Genomic DNA, 18,021 nt, shown 5'->3' with positions numbered 1-18,021 from the left:
CCTCAAGTTTCTTATAGTTTATGTTCAATCGAACAAAAGGTTCTTAGATTTAATTATCAGTTTACAATGTTTTGTATAATAAATACAAGCATTTTGTCGTTAATTAAGCAAGTTTCTTCCTCATGATTGAATATAATGCCTACCGTTCATTAATCACATTTTTTCAACGTTATAAGATGTGTTTCAGAAGGAGCTCCTAGCCTAAGAGGTAAACCTGTTGTTCCATATCCATTACTAACGAGTATATTAGTTGAATCAACCTTTCTTAAATTGCCTTTTTCATAAAGGCCCCATTTAAGAAAACGTATTTGTCCCCCATGAGTATGTCCACTCAAAATCAGCTTAATGTCATCTTCAATAGTTATTTTTTGGATAATCTTTGGGTTATGACTAATCAAAATTTTAAACCCGTCTTGGTCAGCGTCTAATAGTGCAAGATCAACTCGATCGCGCATATGTGTCATGTCATCGACACCAATCATAATAATCTTCTCACCTTGTGCTGACTCTAAGGTCTCCGCTGTATTGTCTAGTATTTTCACTCCGTAATCAAGGAGTAATGCATCTAATTGGTGATAATCAACTTCATAATCATTATTTCCCCATACGAAATAAATCGGTCCGACTTCCTTTAATTTCTGAAGATTAGCCTTTACTCTAGAAAAAGGAACTCCTTTCTCCATTAAGTCCCCACCTATAACTATACAATCAACTTCCCCTTTGACTTTGTTAATAATCTCGTCATCAATATTTCTACGATGAATATCTGAAATAAAAAACATCTTAAATGAATCGATGCTATCAGGAAAGGTGCTGAACTCAAGAGTAATTTCTCTCACATTGTTTTGAAACGCCTCATAAAACATATAGCTAATTAAAAATCCAAATATAATTATTGTGATAACAAAAAAAATCATGTTTCCTCCCTAACGATTTAGCTCAATAACTGAGTTCCTCTTCAAGTCTATTGAGATCATACCATAAATCACAGCAAAGGATAAATAAATTAATGATTGCCAGTACCCCATATTAAATAACAAGTAAAAGCTAGGTAAAATCCCGTAGGATAAAGCAATATCAAGAAAAGAAACTTTATTTTTTTTGAAGATTAAATAAGTTTGTTCAATAGCACTTCTAATTAAAAAGGCATTACAAATAAAACCTACGAAAAAGCAGACCATTGCAGCAATGAATTTCAACGGATCAAATATAAGATTGTTTAAAATTCCTGACAAAGTCACTGGAGATTCAATTGGAATCCAACGAATAAAGACATAGCCACATAAAAAACCGGTAAATAAACTAATTATTTTCATTAACATAAAAAAAACCCCCATACTACATTTATGTATGGAAGGATTAAATCATGAACAAAGAAAGGCTTAGTCTTCGTATATATCTAGAACGCGAAAACCAGATTGCTCTAACTTCGCAACAAATTTATCAATATTGTCCTTTTTTTCAATTTTCATGACAATTCTTCGAACTAACTTATCTGTCTCGTCAAAAGTGACCAAAGAAATAATGTGCTCATGGAAACTCCTTGCTATTTCTGCTAACCTAGCTATTCTTCCTTCAGTTTCTACAGATGAAAATGCAATTCTAACACCTGGTTTTTGCATACCAAAAGCACTTTGGAACTGTTTCAACACATCATAACGAGTCACAATACCTAAAAATGTTTTATCTTCGTCCACAACTGCTAGCAAAGGAAAATCTTTTAACTGGATTAGCGTCTTTTCAAAAACCTCTTCACCTTCTAGGTATGTATCCTGGTGAGTAGCTAATTCACTTGCTGTCGTTTTCGATAAAAACTCTTCTTTGCTATACGTTGATTGAAAGTAACTTTCATATATTTGATATCGGGTTAAGGTACCAACATAACTTTCGTTCATTACGATAGGTAGTGCATCAATCTGATGATCATTTAATTTCTTCAAAGCTGTTTGGATAGACTCATCATGAGCTACCGATATACACTTACTTTTTGGGATAAGTAGGCTCTTTACAAACATGAAAAAACACCTCTATTCTATAATATCTCTATAATATATTATACTACAAAGAAAATAGTTTTCCTGCTATAAGTATATGTTTTTTTATTCTGTGGGCATGAAACCTTAAAATAAAACATAAAAATGGAATGATACTTTGAAAAAGAATTTAAACAAGGAGGTTTTCAATGGTTACTTTTAGAAAATCATATCATCCGTATATTAGCCCACATGACCCGTGTAACCCCATATACGAAAAATATTTCGTTACCCCACCTAATCTATATATAACATTCCAACCAAACCGGCTACCACAATATACAGCAAAAGAAGCATTAAGAAAAGGGACATTATGGCCTATCTTTTATGATCCATATTATGGCCCAAATGAGGTAGAAGAGCGGGGAGAATCACAATGAAAAAACAATTACCCGAACAATTTTACTCACTGATGGAGGAACTTCAGTCGATAGATTTTGTGCTCCTTGAGTTATCTTTGTACTTAGATACACACCCTGGTGACTATGAAGCAATTCAACAATTCAATCATTATGTAACAAAAAAACATCAAGTAACAAAACAACTTGAGCCTATTTACGGTCCTTTGCAACAATATGGAAATAGCTATGCTGGCTACCCATGGAATTGGAACGAATCTCCTTGGCCATGGCAAATATAACAAATGACATAAGTAAAAAGGAGTGTGTTCTTAAGATATGTGGATATATGAAAAAAAACTACAATATCCTGTAAAGGTTAGTACATGTAACCCAGTACTAGCAAAGTACCTCATTGAGCAATACGGTGGTGCAGATGGAGAACTCGCAGCTGCACTAAGGTATCTCAATCAAAGGTATACGATTCCTGATAAAGTTATCGGGTTATTAACTGATATAGGTACTGAAGAATTTGCTCCTATTTGTTATCAGTAAAATTATACTCCTCATGCATAAACCTTCTATTATATACTTTCTGTTATAAACATATCTCCATTAAACTACTTCCCCTACTTGTTTCATGTGCTGAATTCCAATCTCTAAAAAATCCAAGCAACTAATATCAGGATGCCAATAGCTTTAAAAGCATCCTTTTCTTCTTTATTGAAAAACGCGTCAACAACTTCATAAGTGTTTGTACCTCTAACCTTCCTAAGTTTAAACGAGCGTGATTTTAATTCCTCCGTTTGTATTTCTGACCCTTCCTGTTCCGACAGGAATCTGCCTAATTCGTCTCGAGTTCGTTTGCTCGATCTTCGTTTTCGCTTCAGCTGTTCGTTCAACAGTTTTGTTAAGATTGCTTTCTCTTCGTTCGTCAACATAGACGTCCTCACTCCCCCTCTCTTCTTTTTTTATATCCCGTACCATCCACAATTGGTTAAAATCCTGCTCCCAAATGGGCGAGGGAGGAGGGACGTCTGGCTTAAGGTGATCTTTAATGATGTTCTTGAACGTATGGGAATATGCTGAAGTGAATAAGGCAAGCCTAATGATTTGATTACGGTCAAGGTCAGTAGCTTGAAAAAGGGCATCTACATAGTAGCGAAACGTATCATCGTATCTAACAGTAGGTCTATACATCAGTGGTACACCCTTTTGTTATGTAGACGTCCCTCCCTTTTCATAAGGACGTCCTCACTCCCTGGTTGATTTAAAGACATTTCTAATACCATTTTGCATTACCTCCTTGTTTAAGACGTCTTTTTGACATCTTATTACAGTGTACGAGGTGGTGCTTGTCCAATATGTCTCTTTTTTTCTATAGGTCTAAAAACGGACTTTTTTGACAACACTGTAATCTAGAGGTGATCTTAAAATGTTTGGGCTAGGAAAAAAAAGAACTAAATTCGGAAAATGGATAGATAAGAGAAAAATTAAGCAAATTGATATTGAGAAAAATGCGAGGTTAGGAAGGGCTACAATATCGAACATGTGTAATAATCCTGATTACGTACCTAGAATTTCTACGTGGGTAAAAATTGAAAGAGCTTTGAAAAAGATGGGATTTAATGTAAGAAGAGATGATTTTTTTGATGTGTAAAAAGGAACTGTATGGACAGTCCCTTTATTTCTTTTGTGAACACAACTCAACTTGTGTTTACAATTCATAAAAAATATTAATATTAAACGATAACAAATTACAGTGTTTTTTTAAAAAAGAAAATCTTCCTCATCATTTTGAGGATATAGACTATAATTTTCATTTATTCTTTTCCATGCAGGAAGATATTCATCAGTCCTATCACATCTGTGTTCTTTATGGCGCCAGTTCTCACAACCATAAAATCCAACTTGGTTTTTCCCATTAAACCTTAGATACATTTTCCCCCCACACGATTCACATTTTATCTCTCTTTGTGGTATAAACTCACTACTAAGAAATTGGTTAACTCCAATTACTATAACAGTAACTTTTTCAGCTCCAGCATCGTATAACTGTCTTGCACATTCAAAAGATGTGGCTCCAGTTGTAAATACGTCATCAATAATTATTATATTTTTCCCATATACATTCTTTGTGACTTGAAATTTATTTTTAACATTTTCAAATCTCTGTTCAGAATTTAATAATTTGTGAGTGTTATAGTCTTTTGGGCATATTAACGCATCACTTAAATCTTCTAAAGAATTTTTTTCAGCTAGTACTTTTACAATGTTTTTTTGTCTATCAATATTCGAAGGACGATTAGGTACTCTAGTAATACCATGAATCTTCGTTGATTCTATCTCCCTCTTTATAATAGCATTATAAATTTCTGTAAATAATTTATTTTGTGATGTATCTTTTTTACTTTTTTTAATTCTATGTGATAATTGATGAATATTAAAGCATTCATGACCAGGTTGAAAATATCTACCTGCAGCAATTACATCAAACCTTGTATCCTCTCTTTCATAACCAAAAGCAAATGTAATTCCTGACCCACTCAAATTTTTAGTTTTATTCCCTTTTTCAACGAATGTAAGACAAATTTCCGAAAAAAAACCCCAAGTTAACTGATCTTTAATATCCTTTACATTTTCGACCTTTAAATCTGGAAATTTACCTACATCTTCGAAATCTACTTTGTTTGAACTTATTAATAAAGTGCCGATAGGTAATGATAGTGTCTGTTTGATTTTTTCTTTATCTTTTGATATAAAGATAGTTTCGCAAGAAGGAACCTTCGTTAGGTTGACAATTTGTTGAAGAAGGTTTTTATAACCAAATAACAGTTCCATCGTGCCTTCTTTGATCTGCAGATCGTAACTAGAAACATAACTTGGCGTTTCTTGATCATACGGAATTAGGTACACAATCGATAAATGGCCAAAATCATTTTTTATTATCTCTATTTCCGTATTTGAGAACTGGGATGTGTGTAGAATAAAGCAATTAATATCATTATTCTTTATGAACAATGTCTATTGATCCTTCAGTAATATTCGCAGGCGCATGTTTTTCTTCCTTAAAACCTGGAAGTAATTCGCTATGATTATCAGCTAATATAACTAATAATTCTTCTATTTTTGAAAATTTATAAGCACCTTTGCGTTGGATAAATTTCTTTGGCCACTTCAGTTCATCATTATCAATAGCGCTCTGAGGTATAAATACCATTCTTCCTTGCTTTAAAGCATAATCTGCTTGAATTAAAGAACCACTTGTTTCACCTGCTTCAATTATTACTGTTGCTAAAGAGATCCCACTCATTACTGCATTTCGCATTGGAAAGTTCCATCTTTGAACATTCATCGAAGGAGCAAACTGACTTATTACAAGGTTATTTTCCTCAATCTCTTTCTGTAGCTCTTTATTTTCTTTGGGATATACTTTTGTTAATGGAGTACCTATAACAGCAATCGTAGGGTTCCCCAAACGGATTGCTCCATTGTGGGCTGCTGTGTCAATCCCTTTTGCTAACCCAGAAGCAACAACAATTCTATTCGCACCAAATTTTTCAGCAAGGACGTTTGCCCTTATCTCTCCAGATTCAGATGGATTTCTAGTACCGACAATTGAAATTGCATTAAATTTCAATAGGTTGGGGTTTCCTCTCATAAATAAGAATACTGGAGCTTGATCAGTTTTTGCTAATAATGACGGATATAACTCTGTGCCAACCTTCACTATAAAGTCATCTTTTTCTAATTTTTCAAAACCTTTTTTTACTTTATAACTTTCTAAAAGAATTTCCCTTTCTTCAAAACCGGTAATTTCTGATATTTCCTCTACAACTTCTGAAGTAGGAAGAGTTAGATCGGCCTGTGATATTAAATGATGGTAAATGGGGTCACATTTTTTATTTTTACCTTTAAACAGTGCTAGTAGTGTAAAATAATTAATCGCATCATTTATAGTTTCAGTACTATTTACTCCCCCTTCATCATTCGCAACGGAACGACCCGCACCATAACTCTTCTCAATCTCAAATTTTCTTTCATATAGTTCTGGCTTTAGAAACAGTGAGCTTGATTTTGTGGTTTTAATTGGGGTAATTTTCCCTGATTGTATTAGTTGATGAAGCCTTTGCGAACTGATCCCTAAATATTCTCTTGCTTCGTTAGTTAGTAAAATCTCTTTTGACAAAAATGCCTTCAACTCTTCAATATCTTTAAATTGGAGCATAAAATTCCCTCCCTATAAAAATAATATCAAAACTATTGATAATCATCAAGATGATAATTATCAATATTTAGTATAGGCATTTTCATCTATTTTATATACTAATTTGTACTTTTTTATCCTAGGATTACAATCGGAAGAAGTTTGATTCATGTTTTTTCCCTTTAATTATGACTGAAAATACTATAAATTTATTATCTAGAAAGCTAAAGTATTCAAAGAAATTATGACATTTTGTACTATATGTGTTACCTTGGGATTCAGTAATTGACCTTAAGTGAAGTCAAAAAAGGACTTTATTTAGTCTTTAGTCACCGTATTAATCATTAACTCTAATAAAGCCGACACCATTTTCAGATGCCAGCTTCTATTAGTTGTTATTTAGCAAAAACGTCTGCTTTGAAATCATTTGTTGTAACAATTTCTTTAATAAAGTTAAACTTCGATATCAAATCAATTTCTGAAATCGTTTCAATAACCTCTCTCTTTGGTTTAGAAGCTAACTTACTGTATAGAATATCAACACCAACAACTTTCTTTATTGCCTTTGCCTTTACTTCTTTAAGTTCTTGAGTAAGCTGACGTTTAACAGCTTTAAAGAAATTCATTTTACAATCTGTCAGATAATTTAATTGTCCAGTACGTTGATTGTCCTTAAAGCTAAATGTATCAATAGTTAGAGTTGCGAATAAATCGGTCATAAATTTTATTATATACTCATTGACCTCTTTTTCAGTAAACTTATCCTGTTTATACAAGGCATCACCTAACACTTTTATGATATCAGACACATAATGAAGAGGAACTGCTAAGCCGTTATACTTTGAATATATATTATTGTCCAAATCAATACGGACCTCATCATTAGGTTTATTGGATAAAAACTCAATTGCATCTGCATATTCATCATGTATAAAATAAAATTCTCGACCAGAAGCTACAGGTTCGCTTTTACCTAAATCAAGGAGACATCTTTTGCTATACTTATCTCCAAGATCTATATAGATATCAACTGTAAAATTAACATTTAAAAATTTCTGTAGAGCATATTGATAATACGCTTTTTTAGAGGGTCTGCTGTTAACCTTTTCTATTTTGGACTCTAACATTTTAATTAAATAATGAGAGGCTACTTTTCTATGCCCACCATCTCTTATGCTCAAAATATTTTCCGCTATCGGTATTTTAATTGTTTTACCATCTTCTGAGACAATGTCTTCCTCTGAAAAACCGTGATCTTGAAGGTTAAGGTTCACTACAAAACTTGATTGAAATGGAACTTCATGAGTCTCTTCGTTGTCTTTAGTCAGGGTATTAAAGTAATCCTTAGCAATTTTTTGAGCTCTCTTATCCTTTACTGTACGTTGTGCTGTCCGGTTTGAAAATAGATGTAGTTTCTCATCATTTAATGTTCTATAATCCATAATAGTCGTATATTTATTGCCATATGCTGTTGGAGAACCAATGCATGGTAAAGATAAAAATTGTTGCTCGTTTTCTTTTCCTCCAATATTACTTTGTTCTGAAATATCATTAATCATATGTTGATCCCTCCATGATGTTTAATTATGATTGTTAATCAACTATATTTTTCAATTTCTTCAGCTACTTTAACAGCATCTGCATTGTTATAACAGATAAATAAAACACTTTCATGTTTTTCGAGATTCTCTTTTACACGATATAAATGATCTGTTGAATCAATCCACTCACGCATTTGCACCTTTTCTGCTTTCATTGCAAGTGTAAAGGTGTCTTTAAAGTGGACAATGCTATGTCTTGTTTTCGGAGCTTGATTCATATTGCTAACAATATCAAAACGTCCCAAATCTTCATCCTTTAAAGTAGGTGGAAGAGTGTTATATTTCTTTAAGTAATCTTCTCGTTGCTTCCTTTCTTCTTCTTCTTTCAATCGTTGTATTTCAGCCTGTCTAAGTCTTTCTCTCTCTTTTTCCTGTTTTCTTTTTATTGCCTCCAATCTATCCCGTTCTTCTTTTTCTTTTCTTTCAGCTTCGACTTTTTGTAATCTTTGTTGCCTCTCTAATTCTTCTTGTTTTTGTATAATCTTTTTACGATCTTCTTCAGCTTGAGCTTGTTTCATTTTTTCCAATAGTATTTCTCGTTTTTTTTGGGCTTCTTCTTCCCGTTTTTTGCGTTCAATCTCTTGCTTTTCAAATAATTCTTCTCGTTCTTTTCTTTCTAACTCAAGCTTTTTAATAAGTTCTTCTTCTCGCTTTCTTGCTTCTTCTCGCTCACGTTGTTTAATCTCTTCTAGTCTTTTTTCAGTTAAATAATTCTGATATTCTGTATTTAATTTATTTATTGCTGTGTTAACATTGGCATTTCCTAATTCATTCACAAGTCGGTATTGCCATTCCTTAGGTAAAGTTGAAATTGTAAGATAAGACTCCTTAGTAATTCTTGCTTTTTTAGTGAGTTCTATTTTCCTTAAGAAACGAATTACTTTATTATCTAGCTTAAACACAACCAGCTTATAATCTAGGTAATCTCTTTTATCAACTTTTAACTTATGAATTATTGGTTGATAGACGTTTTCATCTTCTAGGTAAATTTTCACTTCCTCAGAATTAGCACTATTAAGCTTTTTAATTTCCTTTACCATTAACGAGACTTTTCTAATAACTTGTTCTGCTCTTTCGGTAAAAGTTAATGTTTGTCTAACAAGATTTTCATCAATTTGTTCTATATCATTTTTATCCGAATCCTCTTCGACCAATATTGCAGGAATATTATTATATCCCATTCGGACTAATGCAGTTAATCTATGTAAACCAGATACTAAAGTACCATTTTCAGTTAAGGTGATTGGACTCATCAACCCTACTTCCTCTATACTATTTCGTAGTTGATCTACTACATCTTCATTTAAATCCTGATAACGATTTCTCATTATCTTAATATCATTGACTGGAAATTCAGTTATTTGTGGTGCTCCCATATAAAAACCTCCTTAACTCATTTAGGTTTGTTGACCAATTATTTTTTTCAATAATCTGAATTGCATCTTCCACATTTAATTGTCCTGATTTTACTTGGTTAATTATTATTTTTACTTTCTTTGTACAGAGTGGGCATTTGTTTTTTCTATATCCATACATATAAGATCTTGGAATTATTCTGAAAATAGTTTGACAAGTGTTATGTTTAACAGTAACAAATTGTTTCATATTCACGTACTCATCTAAGGGTGTTAAATTATCTGTTGTTAACTTTTGATAGAAATTTTCTGCTGCTGTTTTGGAATCCTTTTTACGACACCTACTACAATCTCTGTACCCACTATATAGTTTTTTAGGGATTTTCCATGACTCTTTATCACAGACAGTACATCTTACTAATACATAAGTGTTTGAATTAACATACTCTGTTAAGGCTTCAAATTTGGAGTTGTTTATAAATAAGTTCCATCTTTTTTTACTTTCTTCTTTTTTACAAACAGGACAATTAATCTTTTTATAAACAAAATTCCTAGTGATTGTTCTCCATTTATGACCGTTAGGGCATAATAACAAAATTTTTGTACTGTAATTTTTATATGGCTCTAACGCCCTATAGCCTCGGCTTTCACACTCCTTATAAAAATTTTCTTTTGCTTTTATACTTCTTTTATTTTCTTTAATATTTAACTCAATTGTACTTTCCCTCCTTTATAAGAAATAATTAACTATTTTTAGTATGCATTTTAAAAAAAGATCTCATACACTTTTTCTAGAAAAGAATTTGTGTACGAGATCTTTTTATTTAGAATCACCACTTACCAGCCTTCTTATATAATTCCATCAAACTAACCCAAATGAAAACAGAGCATACTGAAAACAGAGTTTCAAGATACATACTATGTAACATATATACAAATGATGTTATCGTTTTCCAAGTAATCATAGCTAATATTAAAGATTTTAATAATAGAAGGTACATCTTTTATATCCCTCTTTATTGAATTAAATGCTTTAATCTTCTATTTTACATAACCAATAAATATTTATGCATGTTTAATCAACTTTTTGCATTGTATCTTGTAAGTTGGTCCCACATCTCATAATTTAATAAAATAAAAAGCTCCAATTTTTCATTTTTGAAGAATTGGAACTAATCGACACACTAATCATTGAGTTTCTATTTTGTTAATGGCACTACTATAAGAGCATAACAATAATCAATAACACAAATATTTATGTGAACCGCTTCTATTTTACGCTATTCAATACAAATAATCTCGTCATCAAAGTGAAGACGAGATTATTTGTATTGAATTTTTTTAAACTATACTTCTTGATGATGCTGTAAATTGTATTATTCAATAAAAGGGAGAAAAGATGTTATAACTTACTTACCACAGTATCCTATACATTACATATAGTTTCTTTGTTACTCTTCGATAAGCTCTGGTCCCCAAACATAAACAGAATCTATTGCTTCACCATAGGCACTTGGCCAAATAACAGCAGTTACACCATCATTAGTAGAAAACGGCTGATCGGATGTTACTGAGAAATACTGCCAATCTTTTGTAACATCAACTTTTAGTCCTGTTGACTCTGTATTGTTTTGATTTTGAACCTTTATTTGTGCTTGATGAGGCTCATCAGCTTTCAACCACACCCCAAATGTATATTGTTTTCCACCCGAATCAATATCTACATATTGTTGTACGGCACCATTAACATCTGTTTGGATTAATTTTTGTGCAAAATCACCCTCTGGCGTAGTTACAGAGCTATAGCCTACATTAACATTGTTCTTGCTCCAGCTAGATTGTGTAAAATCGTTGATTGAAAATTGTTCTAAAAGGTTTGGATCCTGAATCTTATTTTCTAACCTAACAACTGCTGAATATAAACTATTTTGATACGTAAAAGGTGTTGGTTCAGATAGGGCAGGATAACCATCGATAAAGGAATTTAAATTAGCTCCTGGGACGATAGAATACTGTCCCCTTAGATTATAAATTCCACCAATATAAGCACCCTCTTGTTCCTTAAACTCCCAAGTATCTGATTCACTAAAGTACTCTTCTATAGCTATGGATTGGCTAAACGTTTCTGACATTTCAGTAGATAACTCCGTTGTAACTTCAGGCAAAGGAATAACGTCTCCCCCACCAACAGTTAAGGATAGTGTAACACCTACTGATTGAGCAAACTCGTACCCTTTTTCTCGACTCACTCCATAAGAATTTTCAAAGCCAATACTTAAAGATTCTCCTTCAGTTGAACTTCTAAGCGCATTGCTTACTAATTTCCAATAACCGTTTTGTTTTATCTTAGAATTACTGGCAATTTTGGATGAAGGATTAACCATCAGGGTTACATCCAATATAGGAAATGGTGTTTCTGGTGTTATGGAGCTACTAAATAGTTCTATCAAGTCATCGTAATACTTGTTATTATAAATATATCCTAAATAAGCATCTTCAACATTTTCCCCGTATTCTTTTGCAGTGTATTCTAGATAATCATCAATCCCATAAAAACTACTTAAATCTAAATACGAAATTGTCATTTTAACAGGAACGTAATCAAGTAGATCAGCCTCAACGATAGACTGATAGTCAAGTGTTGACGGTGGTAATCCTTCCTCATACCCAGAACCATTTTCAGTAATATATTCCTCAAGAGGTGGCAGTAATACTTGATTATCCAACGATAATAATTGGATTGAACTTGAAAAATCTACAACGTTTTTATTTCCATCAAAATAAGTGATCGAAACTTCATCCATATTAACATTATTAATGGGTTTCTCTGCCATAACATTTATTGGCACAATTGTACTTGTTGCTACTGCTGCTGCTAAAGCTGTAGTAGATAAGATCTTCCCTAATTTGTTCATATTGAATACCTCCAGTAAGTATATCCTATAAAAATAAGTTTCCCTCCATTAATCTCCAATATATTCGAAGAAATATGGTCATCATTTGGTACAATTCCTTACTATCATTTTGCTGTTCTAGTAATTTGAAATAGTTCCTTTCAGTTCTCAGTTATTACCACTAATCAACTTGGCTACCAAGCGATATAAATTTTTTTATTAATTATTCCCTTTACTATTTCATAGAATCTCATCTCCAATACTCTATTTTATTCCACATAATTTTTTTCTGTTTGATCTCTTTGAGAACAAAGGTAATCCAGTGTGAAAGATTTAGTTTACATATGCCCTCATTATCCTATATATTAATTTTTTTGTATGAGAGGTTCTTAGTTGATTAAATATTAAGATAATTATTTTTTCAACACTTCCCCTCCTTCTTCAAAAAAATTATAAATAGCATATAACGATGGGTAAATAGGTCAAATTTTTTTGACCTACACAGTGGATAAGCCATTTTTCGACTATAATATTATGTATTCTTATTATTTCTCCATTTTTTGCATAATTGTATCAAGATATTTATATTAGTTATTCAATTAAATTATATTAGAAATAAAGATTGTTAGAATGATACTTCTGCAGCTCACCTCAATGTTCTTTTTGTTTAATAGTGTTGCTAAAACGCTATATGGCGCAATTATCTTTTCATTAACGTACTATGTATAGTTAAATGCAAATAAAAAAACCTTACTCTAGTAGCAAGGCATTATTTATTTAATAACTCTATTGTTTTATGTCTTTTAGGCTCCCAATTCACTACACCTTTTTCTTGCAATCGCTTGAGAGCATCGTACACAGTGGATAATGATTTAATTTCTGTCATTCTTCTGATCTCCCTAATACTAGGAGTAGTATTATAAAGCTTTAGATATTTCTCTATAGCCTTTAATACTTTCTGCTCAAATTCAAGCTTCTTTTTTTCTTTTTTGTTCATTTCATATAGCATAATCTATGCTCCTTATAACTGCATTTAATTACATTATAAACGAACGTATATTCTATTTGCTAGCCTAAAAAGTGCAAAATAAAAAAGCCTCCACTCCGAAGAGTAGAGGCTATGTGAGGTTATGCAAATGCCATGTAATTTTAAGTTATGTACTCCCCACCCATTTGGTGTGGGGAGGGAGGAAATTCGTGGTAGTCAATCGTGATGTATTTTATATTATGCTATTGTTATTTTTTGTATGCACTTTTTAAAGGACGGCCAACTATTACAGTGTTTAAAAACACCGCTTCATCCGTTGTTATATCACCTTTAGCAGCTTTCTTCTCCCACTCATCACTTGTAATAATGCCTTGTTCTCTAGCCAAATTATAAGTCTCTGCCAACTCATTAAATTGCCACTGTTTTAGTTTCATTTCTTCTTCCTCCTGCTTTGGTTTGTTTAATTCTGATTCAATAGCCTTTAAAAATGCGCTCCATCGACCTTCACCTAAAATACGATGAGGACAGAATTTACCTGACCAATCACGATGCTTTTTAACTCGTTCAATACCCCAATTTCTTTCCTTCAGCAATTGAGCAACAAACTTTACAGTTAATGCCTCCGCTTTTCTATACCGCTCTCCACCGCTTTTTGAATAGCAAATCTCAATACCTATTGATTTACGGTTTCCTTTTCCATATGCTCCATCGCCACAATGCCAGGCATTACGATCCAAAGGGATACCTTGAATAACTTCTTTATCATCAATTGCAAAGTGGTAGGATACTTCTAAGTTGTTACCTACCATGAATTTAACTTCATTTTCTGCTGGAGCATCATTGTATGTGTTGTGAATGGTGATATACTCAGCATCCATTGAGTAAGGGCATTTAGTTTTGTATTTATTTTTAGAAACTAGGTTTTCCTTTGGTTTAATTGTCATAGTGGATCTACCCCTTTCATTAAAAAAGCTACCTGAAGAAACCAAGTAGCTAAAAAGATTTACCATTTCCTTTTTCTTTTAGTACAGCAATTACATCTCTTATTTGTCGAGGTATTGGTACGCCTATTTTTGCTCCATTTTCTGTCACACTGATAAATTCAGTAACAATAAATGCAATAGTTACTCCATCAGCAATGTACCCAGTTTCAAACATAAGTGCTTCAATCATGTAAACAGCACCGATTAACAACAGAATATATACCTTCCTCATTAGCCCCTTGATGCCAATTCTGCTACTAAGATTCTTTTCTATAAAACCAACAATTAACCCTGAAATATAATCAAGTCCCATCATTCCTAATAATATAGTGACGACCAATCCTACACCTCCAACTAAGAATGAAACGAATGAACCAACTGCAAATACTATACCTTTAAAAATTGAGCTAATATATTCCATATGCTTTCTCCTTTCCATTATAAAAAGCCCTTAATAGGGCTTAATCGACTCAGTGGGTATTGTGTTTACTATCGTTTTATCTCTGCATCAATTTGATTAAGCTCTTGTTTAAGCTTAGTAACAAACGTTGGTTGCGCATTTCCGAATGTTGCTTCTAACTGAAAGCCTCCAGTTTCATATACTTCTGTAATTTCGGTGATCCTTGCGTCCATCGTTACGCCCCAATCTTTATTCTGAATGGTCACTATGTCCCCAAGATCATAGTCTTTTTCATAAACAAAAGGAGAATGTGTAAGTATTTGCCCTTCAAGAAATTGCTCTTGAAGAAACTCTTGAAGCTTCTGATTCCCTCTATCATTCAAAGCGTTTATTATGTCTTGCTCAGGAATAGGTTGTTCATTTTCATCAACTTCAGCTATATCCCTCGCATCTATAAATGTTTCGATCCGTTGGAGGTCTTGGAGGTTTCCAATCTCTACAACTCTTCTATTTATGCCCTCGCCTTGCCCTGCTACATATGCTTGATTGCGATAATTAAACTCACTCTCGGTGAATTGTAATGATTTAAGACTATCAAAATCATGACTAAATATAACAGGTGGGTTTTCTGTTTGATTTGAAGTAAGATCACGCCCATCATGTACATCAAAGAGCCATTTTTTATTTTCTATATCAAGGTGTACACCCCAACCGATACCCGTTGTATATGAAATGGCAGTCAGTTCCTCCGAAAGATTCTTGAAACGTGACTGCCATGTTATACTTTGCCCTCTATTCAAGTTGTCAGCTAAATCAAGCACAGATATTTTTCTATTTAAGTCTTCAGGATTCACGATGTTTCTATCTACATAATGCTTAAGAACAGTTTCAGCATCGCCACTTTTGTTGTCATATGCTGTGTGGCTTGGTGGAAGTGTAATTCGTTGGCTGACAATTCCCTTTATCTCCAACCCTCGAATAACCCACGTTTCCGATTGCTTGCCACTATCGTCAATTCCAATCTCACGATGCTTGATAATTCCGACTTTGTGAAGATCAGATCCAAGAAGAATAAGATTATCTTTGATTAGCTTATCTGTATGCTGTTTATGTCGGTTTATATGGAGCTCGAATTCACCCACATTGTGGAATCTTCGTGTAAAAATTAATGATTCATAATCATCTATTTCTGCTAAGAGTTGCATATCTGACGTTAATATTCGTATTGGCTTGATATATATCACCTCATAAAAAATACGCCCTGTTAGGCGTTTGATTCTTCATATAGCTGTAATTCAATTGCTTCTATCATCTGATTTTCACTAGCAACAAAAGGTAGTTTGTCTTTCATAAAACGGAAATTTCTTTCTTCACCTTCCACAATTGCTACTATCCTTCTTGCGTAATAATGTTCCTCCACCGCCCTACTTGGTTGTCCAATGGTTGGATTTTTAAATTGTAATTTTGATTCTTTTAAAACAATCATTTTGCTACCTCCTCAAATTCTGTTACTTCCGTTATTTCTTTAACTGCAAACGCATATGTTTCGCCAACCCAAGACTCACCAACTTCACGCTCCACACCCTTGATGTGCCAATCTTGAACATTATCATCATTACGAGTGCCAATCACTAGAGCCTTGTATGTTCCTGCTTTTTCACACGTAACTTTTAGTTTGTCACCTTCTACTACTCCGAATCCCCTTCCAAAATGTAAGTGAGGGTTTATCCATACATCAACATTGACATTTAAGTGTTCGAAGTAATCTGGTAATTGCATTTCGACCGTTTGACCATCTTCCACCGCTTCTATTTGATAGCGATATAAGGTATCTCCAGCAGTTGGGGATTCTACCACCCCATGTCTTATAACATGTGTTGCCTTCTTAGCAGGGTTAGGGTGTGGCATTTCGAAGTTTTTAGTTCCAGATACAGATAGACTTCCAGGAATTAACCATCTTGTGGTAGTAGTCCAAACATCTCCACCTAGTACCCCTTCACTACTATTAAGCACTTCTGTATTAGTCCCAAAAGCTATCGCATAAGGTTCTTCGTTGACGGTATTGCCCCCTATTGCAATTGTACCTGTATCATAGGTTAGAGCCTCATTGCCTATCGCAATGGAAAAGTTACCTTCCGCCTTAGACGCTTTGCCTATTGCTATACCATATTTCTCTAAATTAGTTGCATCTTTCCCTATTGCTATACCACTATCACTTGTAGCGCTTGCATTATTCCCTATTGCTACACAATAATTCCCTAAGCTGACACTCGCCAAGTATCCGATTGCCATGCCATAAATACTTGAATTAATCGCCTTATAACCCAAAGCTATGCCATAAGAATTTGAAACGGACGCCTCTCTACCAATTGCCACGCCTGCAGTAGAAATAATGTTGGCGTCTTCCCCGATTGCTATGCCATAAGAGCTTGAAGCAATTGCATTCTTTCCTATCTCTACTTTCGAGGTGGTAAGCTTATCGTTAACTTGTTTAACTGCATTTGGAGTTGCTGCTTTAATAGCACTTGTGTTATTTATTGAACTATCTAATTGAACAATTCCTTTTACACTCGTTGTTGCATCTGGTGGATCTGATACATCTAGTTGCTCTGAAGGAACTTTACCATCCGCGTTTAGTTCAGCAATCCCGTTAGGTTGACCGATTGATAAAATCAATTCTGACAAAGCTTCATCATCAAAATTAGGTAATATCTTTGATCCTGCCCACGGGCAAATATCTTCAATTCCTCTTTCATCAATCACATCGTCAGGATTGATGTATGTTTGTCCTCCAATTATCTTTACTTGAGCAAGGCTAATTTCATACACTGTTTCATCTTGTTGTAAATCTGGAGGTACAGGATCAGTGGAAGCAACACCCTTTTTTATAAAACTTTTTACATACCTTGCATCTGTATTTTCATCCAATCTAACTACGATTCTATCAATTCTATCCTTGCCTAAAGACTCTGTGTCATGAGCAAGAGGAATAGTTGAATCATTCATGTAATATCTTCCTTCTACAAAAGATATACCAGGCTCAACTTCTGTAATCATGTTCGCACCGTTTGCTAATACTGCTAATTCATTTGCGAAGCCTTTCATAACACCTGTTGTTATTAGTGCGTAGAAAAAATTTGTGAACTGTTGGGCGTTATATTCACGGTCGGGTAGACCATTTTCGTCTTCGATAGGATCGAAAAAACTATATTTTTCTGTCAC

18 protein-coding genes and 2 pseudogenes are annotated in these 18,021 nt (G+C 33.5%); 4 read left to right on the top strand and 16 right to left on the bottom strand.

Features of this window, described 5'->3' with window-relative positions:
• Window positions 1–149: 149 nt before the first annotated feature.
• The 3 genes from ACSVDA_RS11050 to ACSVDA_RS11040 are packed head-to-tail and all read right to left on the bottom strand — an operon-like array spanning window position 150 to window position 2,015.
• Complete coding sequence (locus tag ACSVDA_RS11050) at window positions 150–917, bottom strand: metallophosphoesterase (RefSeq protein ID WP_485883191.1); 768 nt, start codon at window positions 915–917, stop codon at window positions 150–152.
• A gap of 9 nt (window positions 918–926) precedes the next feature.
• Window positions 927–1,322 carry a hypothetical protein gene (locus ACSVDA_RS11045; protein WP_485883189.1) on the bottom strand — a complete coding sequence of 132 codons (396 nt, stop codon included), beginning with the start codon at window positions 1,320–1,322 and terminating at the stop codon, window positions 927–929.
• A 60-nt stretch (window positions 1,323–1,382) separates the two neighbouring features.
• A complete protein-coding gene (locus ACSVDA_RS11040; protein ID WP_320208479.1) occupies window positions 1,383–2,015 on the bottom strand; it encodes a CBS domain-containing protein in 633 nt (210 codons plus the stop codon).
• 167 nt (window positions 2,016–2,182) lie between these two features.
• On the opposite strand from ACSVDA_RS11040, the gene ACSVDA_RS11035 reads away from it, so the two are divergent.
• The 3 genes and pseudogenes from ACSVDA_RS11035 to cotJC form a co-directional block, all read left to right on the top strand.
• On the top strand, window positions 2,183–2,413 hold the full coding sequence (locus tag ACSVDA_RS11035; protein ID WP_485883187.1) for a spore coat associated protein CotJA: 231 nt from the start codon (window positions 2,183–2,185) through the stop codon (window positions 2,411–2,413).
• The gene (locus ACSVDA_RS11030; protein WP_485883185.1) at window positions 2,410–2,673 is read left to right on the top strand and encodes a spore coat protein CotJB; all 264 of its coding nucleotides are present in this window, start codon (window positions 2,410–2,412) and stop codon (window positions 2,671–2,673) included. The genes ACSVDA_RS11035 and ACSVDA_RS11030 overlap by 4 nt, the downstream gene beginning before the upstream one ends.
• Before the next feature lie 37 nt (window positions 2,674–2,710).
• Window positions 2,711–2,908: pseudogene (gene cotJC / locus ACSVDA_RS11025) on the top strand (spore coat protein CotJC); the annotation flags it as partial.
• A gap of 240 nt (window positions 2,909–3,148) precedes the next feature.
• Here cotJC and ACSVDA_RS11020 read toward each other — a convergent pair.
• Window positions 3,149–3,571: a hypothetical protein gene (locus tag ACSVDA_RS11020; protein ID WP_485883183.1), complete on the bottom strand. Its 423-nt coding sequence runs from the start codon at window positions 3,569–3,571 to the stop codon at window positions 3,149–3,151.
• A gap of 235 nt (window positions 3,572–3,806) precedes the next feature.
• Between ACSVDA_RS11020 and ACSVDA_RS11015 the strand changes: the two genes are divergently transcribed.
• Window positions 3,807–4,031: a transcriptional regulator gene (locus ACSVDA_RS11015; protein ID WP_485883182.1), complete on the top strand. Its 225-nt coding sequence runs from the start codon at window positions 3,807–3,809 to the stop codon at window positions 4,029–4,031.
• Window positions 4,032–4,141: 110 nt separating this feature from the next.
• Here the strand turns inward: ACSVDA_RS11015 and ACSVDA_RS11010 are convergent, their stop codons facing one another.
• The 12 genes and pseudogenes from ACSVDA_RS11010 to ACSVDA_RS10955 form a co-directional block, all read right to left on the bottom strand.
• Window positions 4,142–5,392, bottom strand: coding sequence for a ComF family protein (locus tag ACSVDA_RS11010; protein ID WP_485883180.1), 1,251 nt, complete (start codon window positions 5,390–5,392; stop codon window positions 4,142–4,144).
• A complete protein-coding gene (locus ACSVDA_RS11005; protein WP_485883178.1) occupies window positions 5,376–6,599 on the bottom strand; it encodes a DNA-processing protein DprA in 1,224 nt (407 codons plus the stop codon). The genes ACSVDA_RS11010 and ACSVDA_RS11005 overlap by 17 nt, the downstream gene beginning before the upstream one ends.
• 374 nt (window positions 6,600–6,973) lie before the next feature.
• Window positions 6,974–8,137: a hypothetical protein gene (locus tag ACSVDA_RS11000; protein ID WP_485883176.1), complete on the bottom strand. Its 1,164-nt coding sequence runs from the start codon at window positions 8,135–8,137 to the stop codon at window positions 6,974–6,976.
• A 38-nt stretch (window positions 8,138–8,175) separates the two neighbouring features.
• Window positions 8,176–9,555, bottom strand: coding sequence for a ParB N-terminal domain-containing protein (locus ACSVDA_RS10995; protein ID WP_485883174.1), 1,380 nt, complete (start codon window positions 9,553–9,555; stop codon window positions 8,176–8,178).
• Window positions 9,533–10,129 (bottom strand): hypothetical protein, encoded by a 597-nt coding sequence (locus tag ACSVDA_RS10990; protein WP_485883172.1) that lies wholly within the window; start codon window positions 10,127–10,129, stop codon window positions 9,533–9,535. The genes ACSVDA_RS10995 and ACSVDA_RS10990 overlap by 23 nt, the downstream gene beginning before the upstream one ends.
• 856 nt (window positions 10,130–10,985) lie before the next feature.
• Window positions 10,986–12,449, bottom strand: a complete 1,464-nt coding sequence (locus ACSVDA_RS10985) for a phage head spike fiber domain-containing protein (protein WP_485883170.1) — start codon at window positions 12,447–12,449, stop codon at window positions 10,986–10,988.
• Window positions 12,450–13,197: 748 nt separating this feature from the next.
• Complete coding sequence (locus tag ACSVDA_RS10980; protein WP_485883168.1) at window positions 13,198–13,425, bottom strand: LexA family protein; 228 nt, start codon at window positions 13,423–13,425, stop codon at window positions 13,198–13,200.
• Window positions 13,426–13,874: 449 nt separating this feature from the next.
• Window positions 13,875–14,360: pseudogene (locus ACSVDA_RS10975) on the bottom strand (peptidoglycan recognition protein family protein); the annotation flags it as partial.
• 49 nt (window positions 14,361–14,409) lie between these two features.
• Window positions 14,410–14,820, bottom strand: coding sequence for a phage holin family protein (locus ACSVDA_RS10970; protein WP_485883166.1), 411 nt, complete (start codon window positions 14,818–14,820; stop codon window positions 14,410–14,412).
• Window positions 14,821–14,888: 68 nt separating this feature from the next.
• Window positions 14,889–16,043 carry a siphovirus ReqiPepy6 Gp37-like family protein gene (locus tag ACSVDA_RS10965; RefSeq protein WP_485883164.1) on the bottom strand — a complete coding sequence of 385 codons (1,155 nt, stop codon included), beginning with the start codon at window positions 16,041–16,043 and terminating at the stop codon, window positions 14,889–14,891.
• 20 nt (window positions 16,044–16,063) lie between these two features.
• Window positions 16,064–16,285: a hypothetical protein gene (locus ACSVDA_RS10960; RefSeq protein WP_485883162.1), complete on the bottom strand. Its 222-nt coding sequence runs from the start codon at window positions 16,283–16,285 to the stop codon at window positions 16,064–16,066.
• A complete protein-coding gene (locus tag ACSVDA_RS10955; RefSeq protein ID WP_485883160.1) occupies window positions 16,282–18,021 on the bottom strand; it encodes a tail fiber protein in 1,740 nt (579 codons plus the stop codon). The genes ACSVDA_RS10960 and ACSVDA_RS10955 overlap by 4 nt, the downstream gene beginning before the upstream one ends.

It is taken from the genome of Cytobacillus sp. Hm23 (assembly GCF_051842895.1).
In the GTDB taxonomy this organism is placed as follows: Bacteria; Bacillota; Bacilli; order Bacillales; family SM2101; genus Nanhaiella.
This window is presented reverse-complemented; position numbering and strand designations above follow the sequence as displayed.

What these genes read in the sequence shown, in the direction of transcription:
- ACSVDA_RS11050 (WP_485883191.1), bottom strand. Translation starts at nt 917, where the DNA reads ATGATTTTTTTTGTTATCACAATAATTATATTTGGATTTTTAATTAGC.
- ACSVDA_RS11045 (WP_485883189.1), bottom strand. Translation starts at nt 1,322, where the DNA reads ATGTTAATGAAAATAATTAGTTTATTTACCGGTTTTTTATGTGGCTAT.
- ACSVDA_RS11040 (WP_320208479.1), bottom strand. Translation starts at nt 2,015, where the DNA reads ATGTTTGTAAAGAGCCTACTTATCCCAAAAAGTAAGTGTATATCGGTA.
- ACSVDA_RS11035 (WP_485883187.1), top strand. Translation starts at nt 2,183, where the DNA reads ATGGTTACTTTTAGAAAATCATATCATCCGTATATTAGCCCACATGAC.
- ACSVDA_RS11030 (WP_485883185.1), top strand. Translation starts at nt 2,410, where the DNA reads ATGAAAAAACAATTACCCGAACAATTTTACTCACTGATGGAGGAACTT.
- ACSVDA_RS11020 (WP_485883183.1), bottom strand. Translation starts at nt 3,571, where the DNA reads ATGTATAGACCTACTGTTAGATACGATGATACGTTTCGCTACTATGTA.
- ACSVDA_RS11015 (WP_485883182.1), top strand. Translation starts at nt 3,807, where the DNA reads ATGTTTGGGCTAGGAAAAAAAAGAACTAAATTCGGAAAATGGATAGAT.
- ACSVDA_RS11005 (WP_485883178.1), bottom strand. Translation starts at nt 6,599, where the DNA reads ATGCTCCAATTTAAAGATATTGAAGAGTTGAAGGCATTTTTGTCAAAA.
- ACSVDA_RS11000 (WP_485883176.1), bottom strand. Translation starts at nt 8,137, where the DNA reads ATGATTAATGATATTTCAGAACAAAGTAATATTGGAGGAAAAGAAAAC.
- ACSVDA_RS10995 (WP_485883174.1), bottom strand. Translation starts at nt 9,555, where the DNA reads ATGGGAGCACCACAAATAACTGAATTTCCAGTCAATGATATTAAGATA.
- ACSVDA_RS10985 (WP_485883170.1), bottom strand. Translation starts at nt 12,449, where the DNA reads ATGAACAAATTAGGGAAGATCTTATCTACTACAGCTTTAGCAGCAGCA.
- ACSVDA_RS10980 (WP_485883168.1), bottom strand. Translation starts at nt 13,425, where the DNA reads ATGAACAAAAAAGAAAAAAAGAAGCTTGAATTTGAGCAGAAAGTATTA.
- ACSVDA_RS10970 (WP_485883166.1), bottom strand. Translation starts at nt 14,820, where the DNA reads ATGGAATATATTAGCTCAATTTTTAAAGGTATAGTATTTGCAGTTGGT.
- ACSVDA_RS10960 (WP_485883162.1), bottom strand. Translation starts at nt 16,285, where the DNA reads ATGATTGTTTTAAAAGAATCAAAATTACAATTTAAAAATCCAACCATT.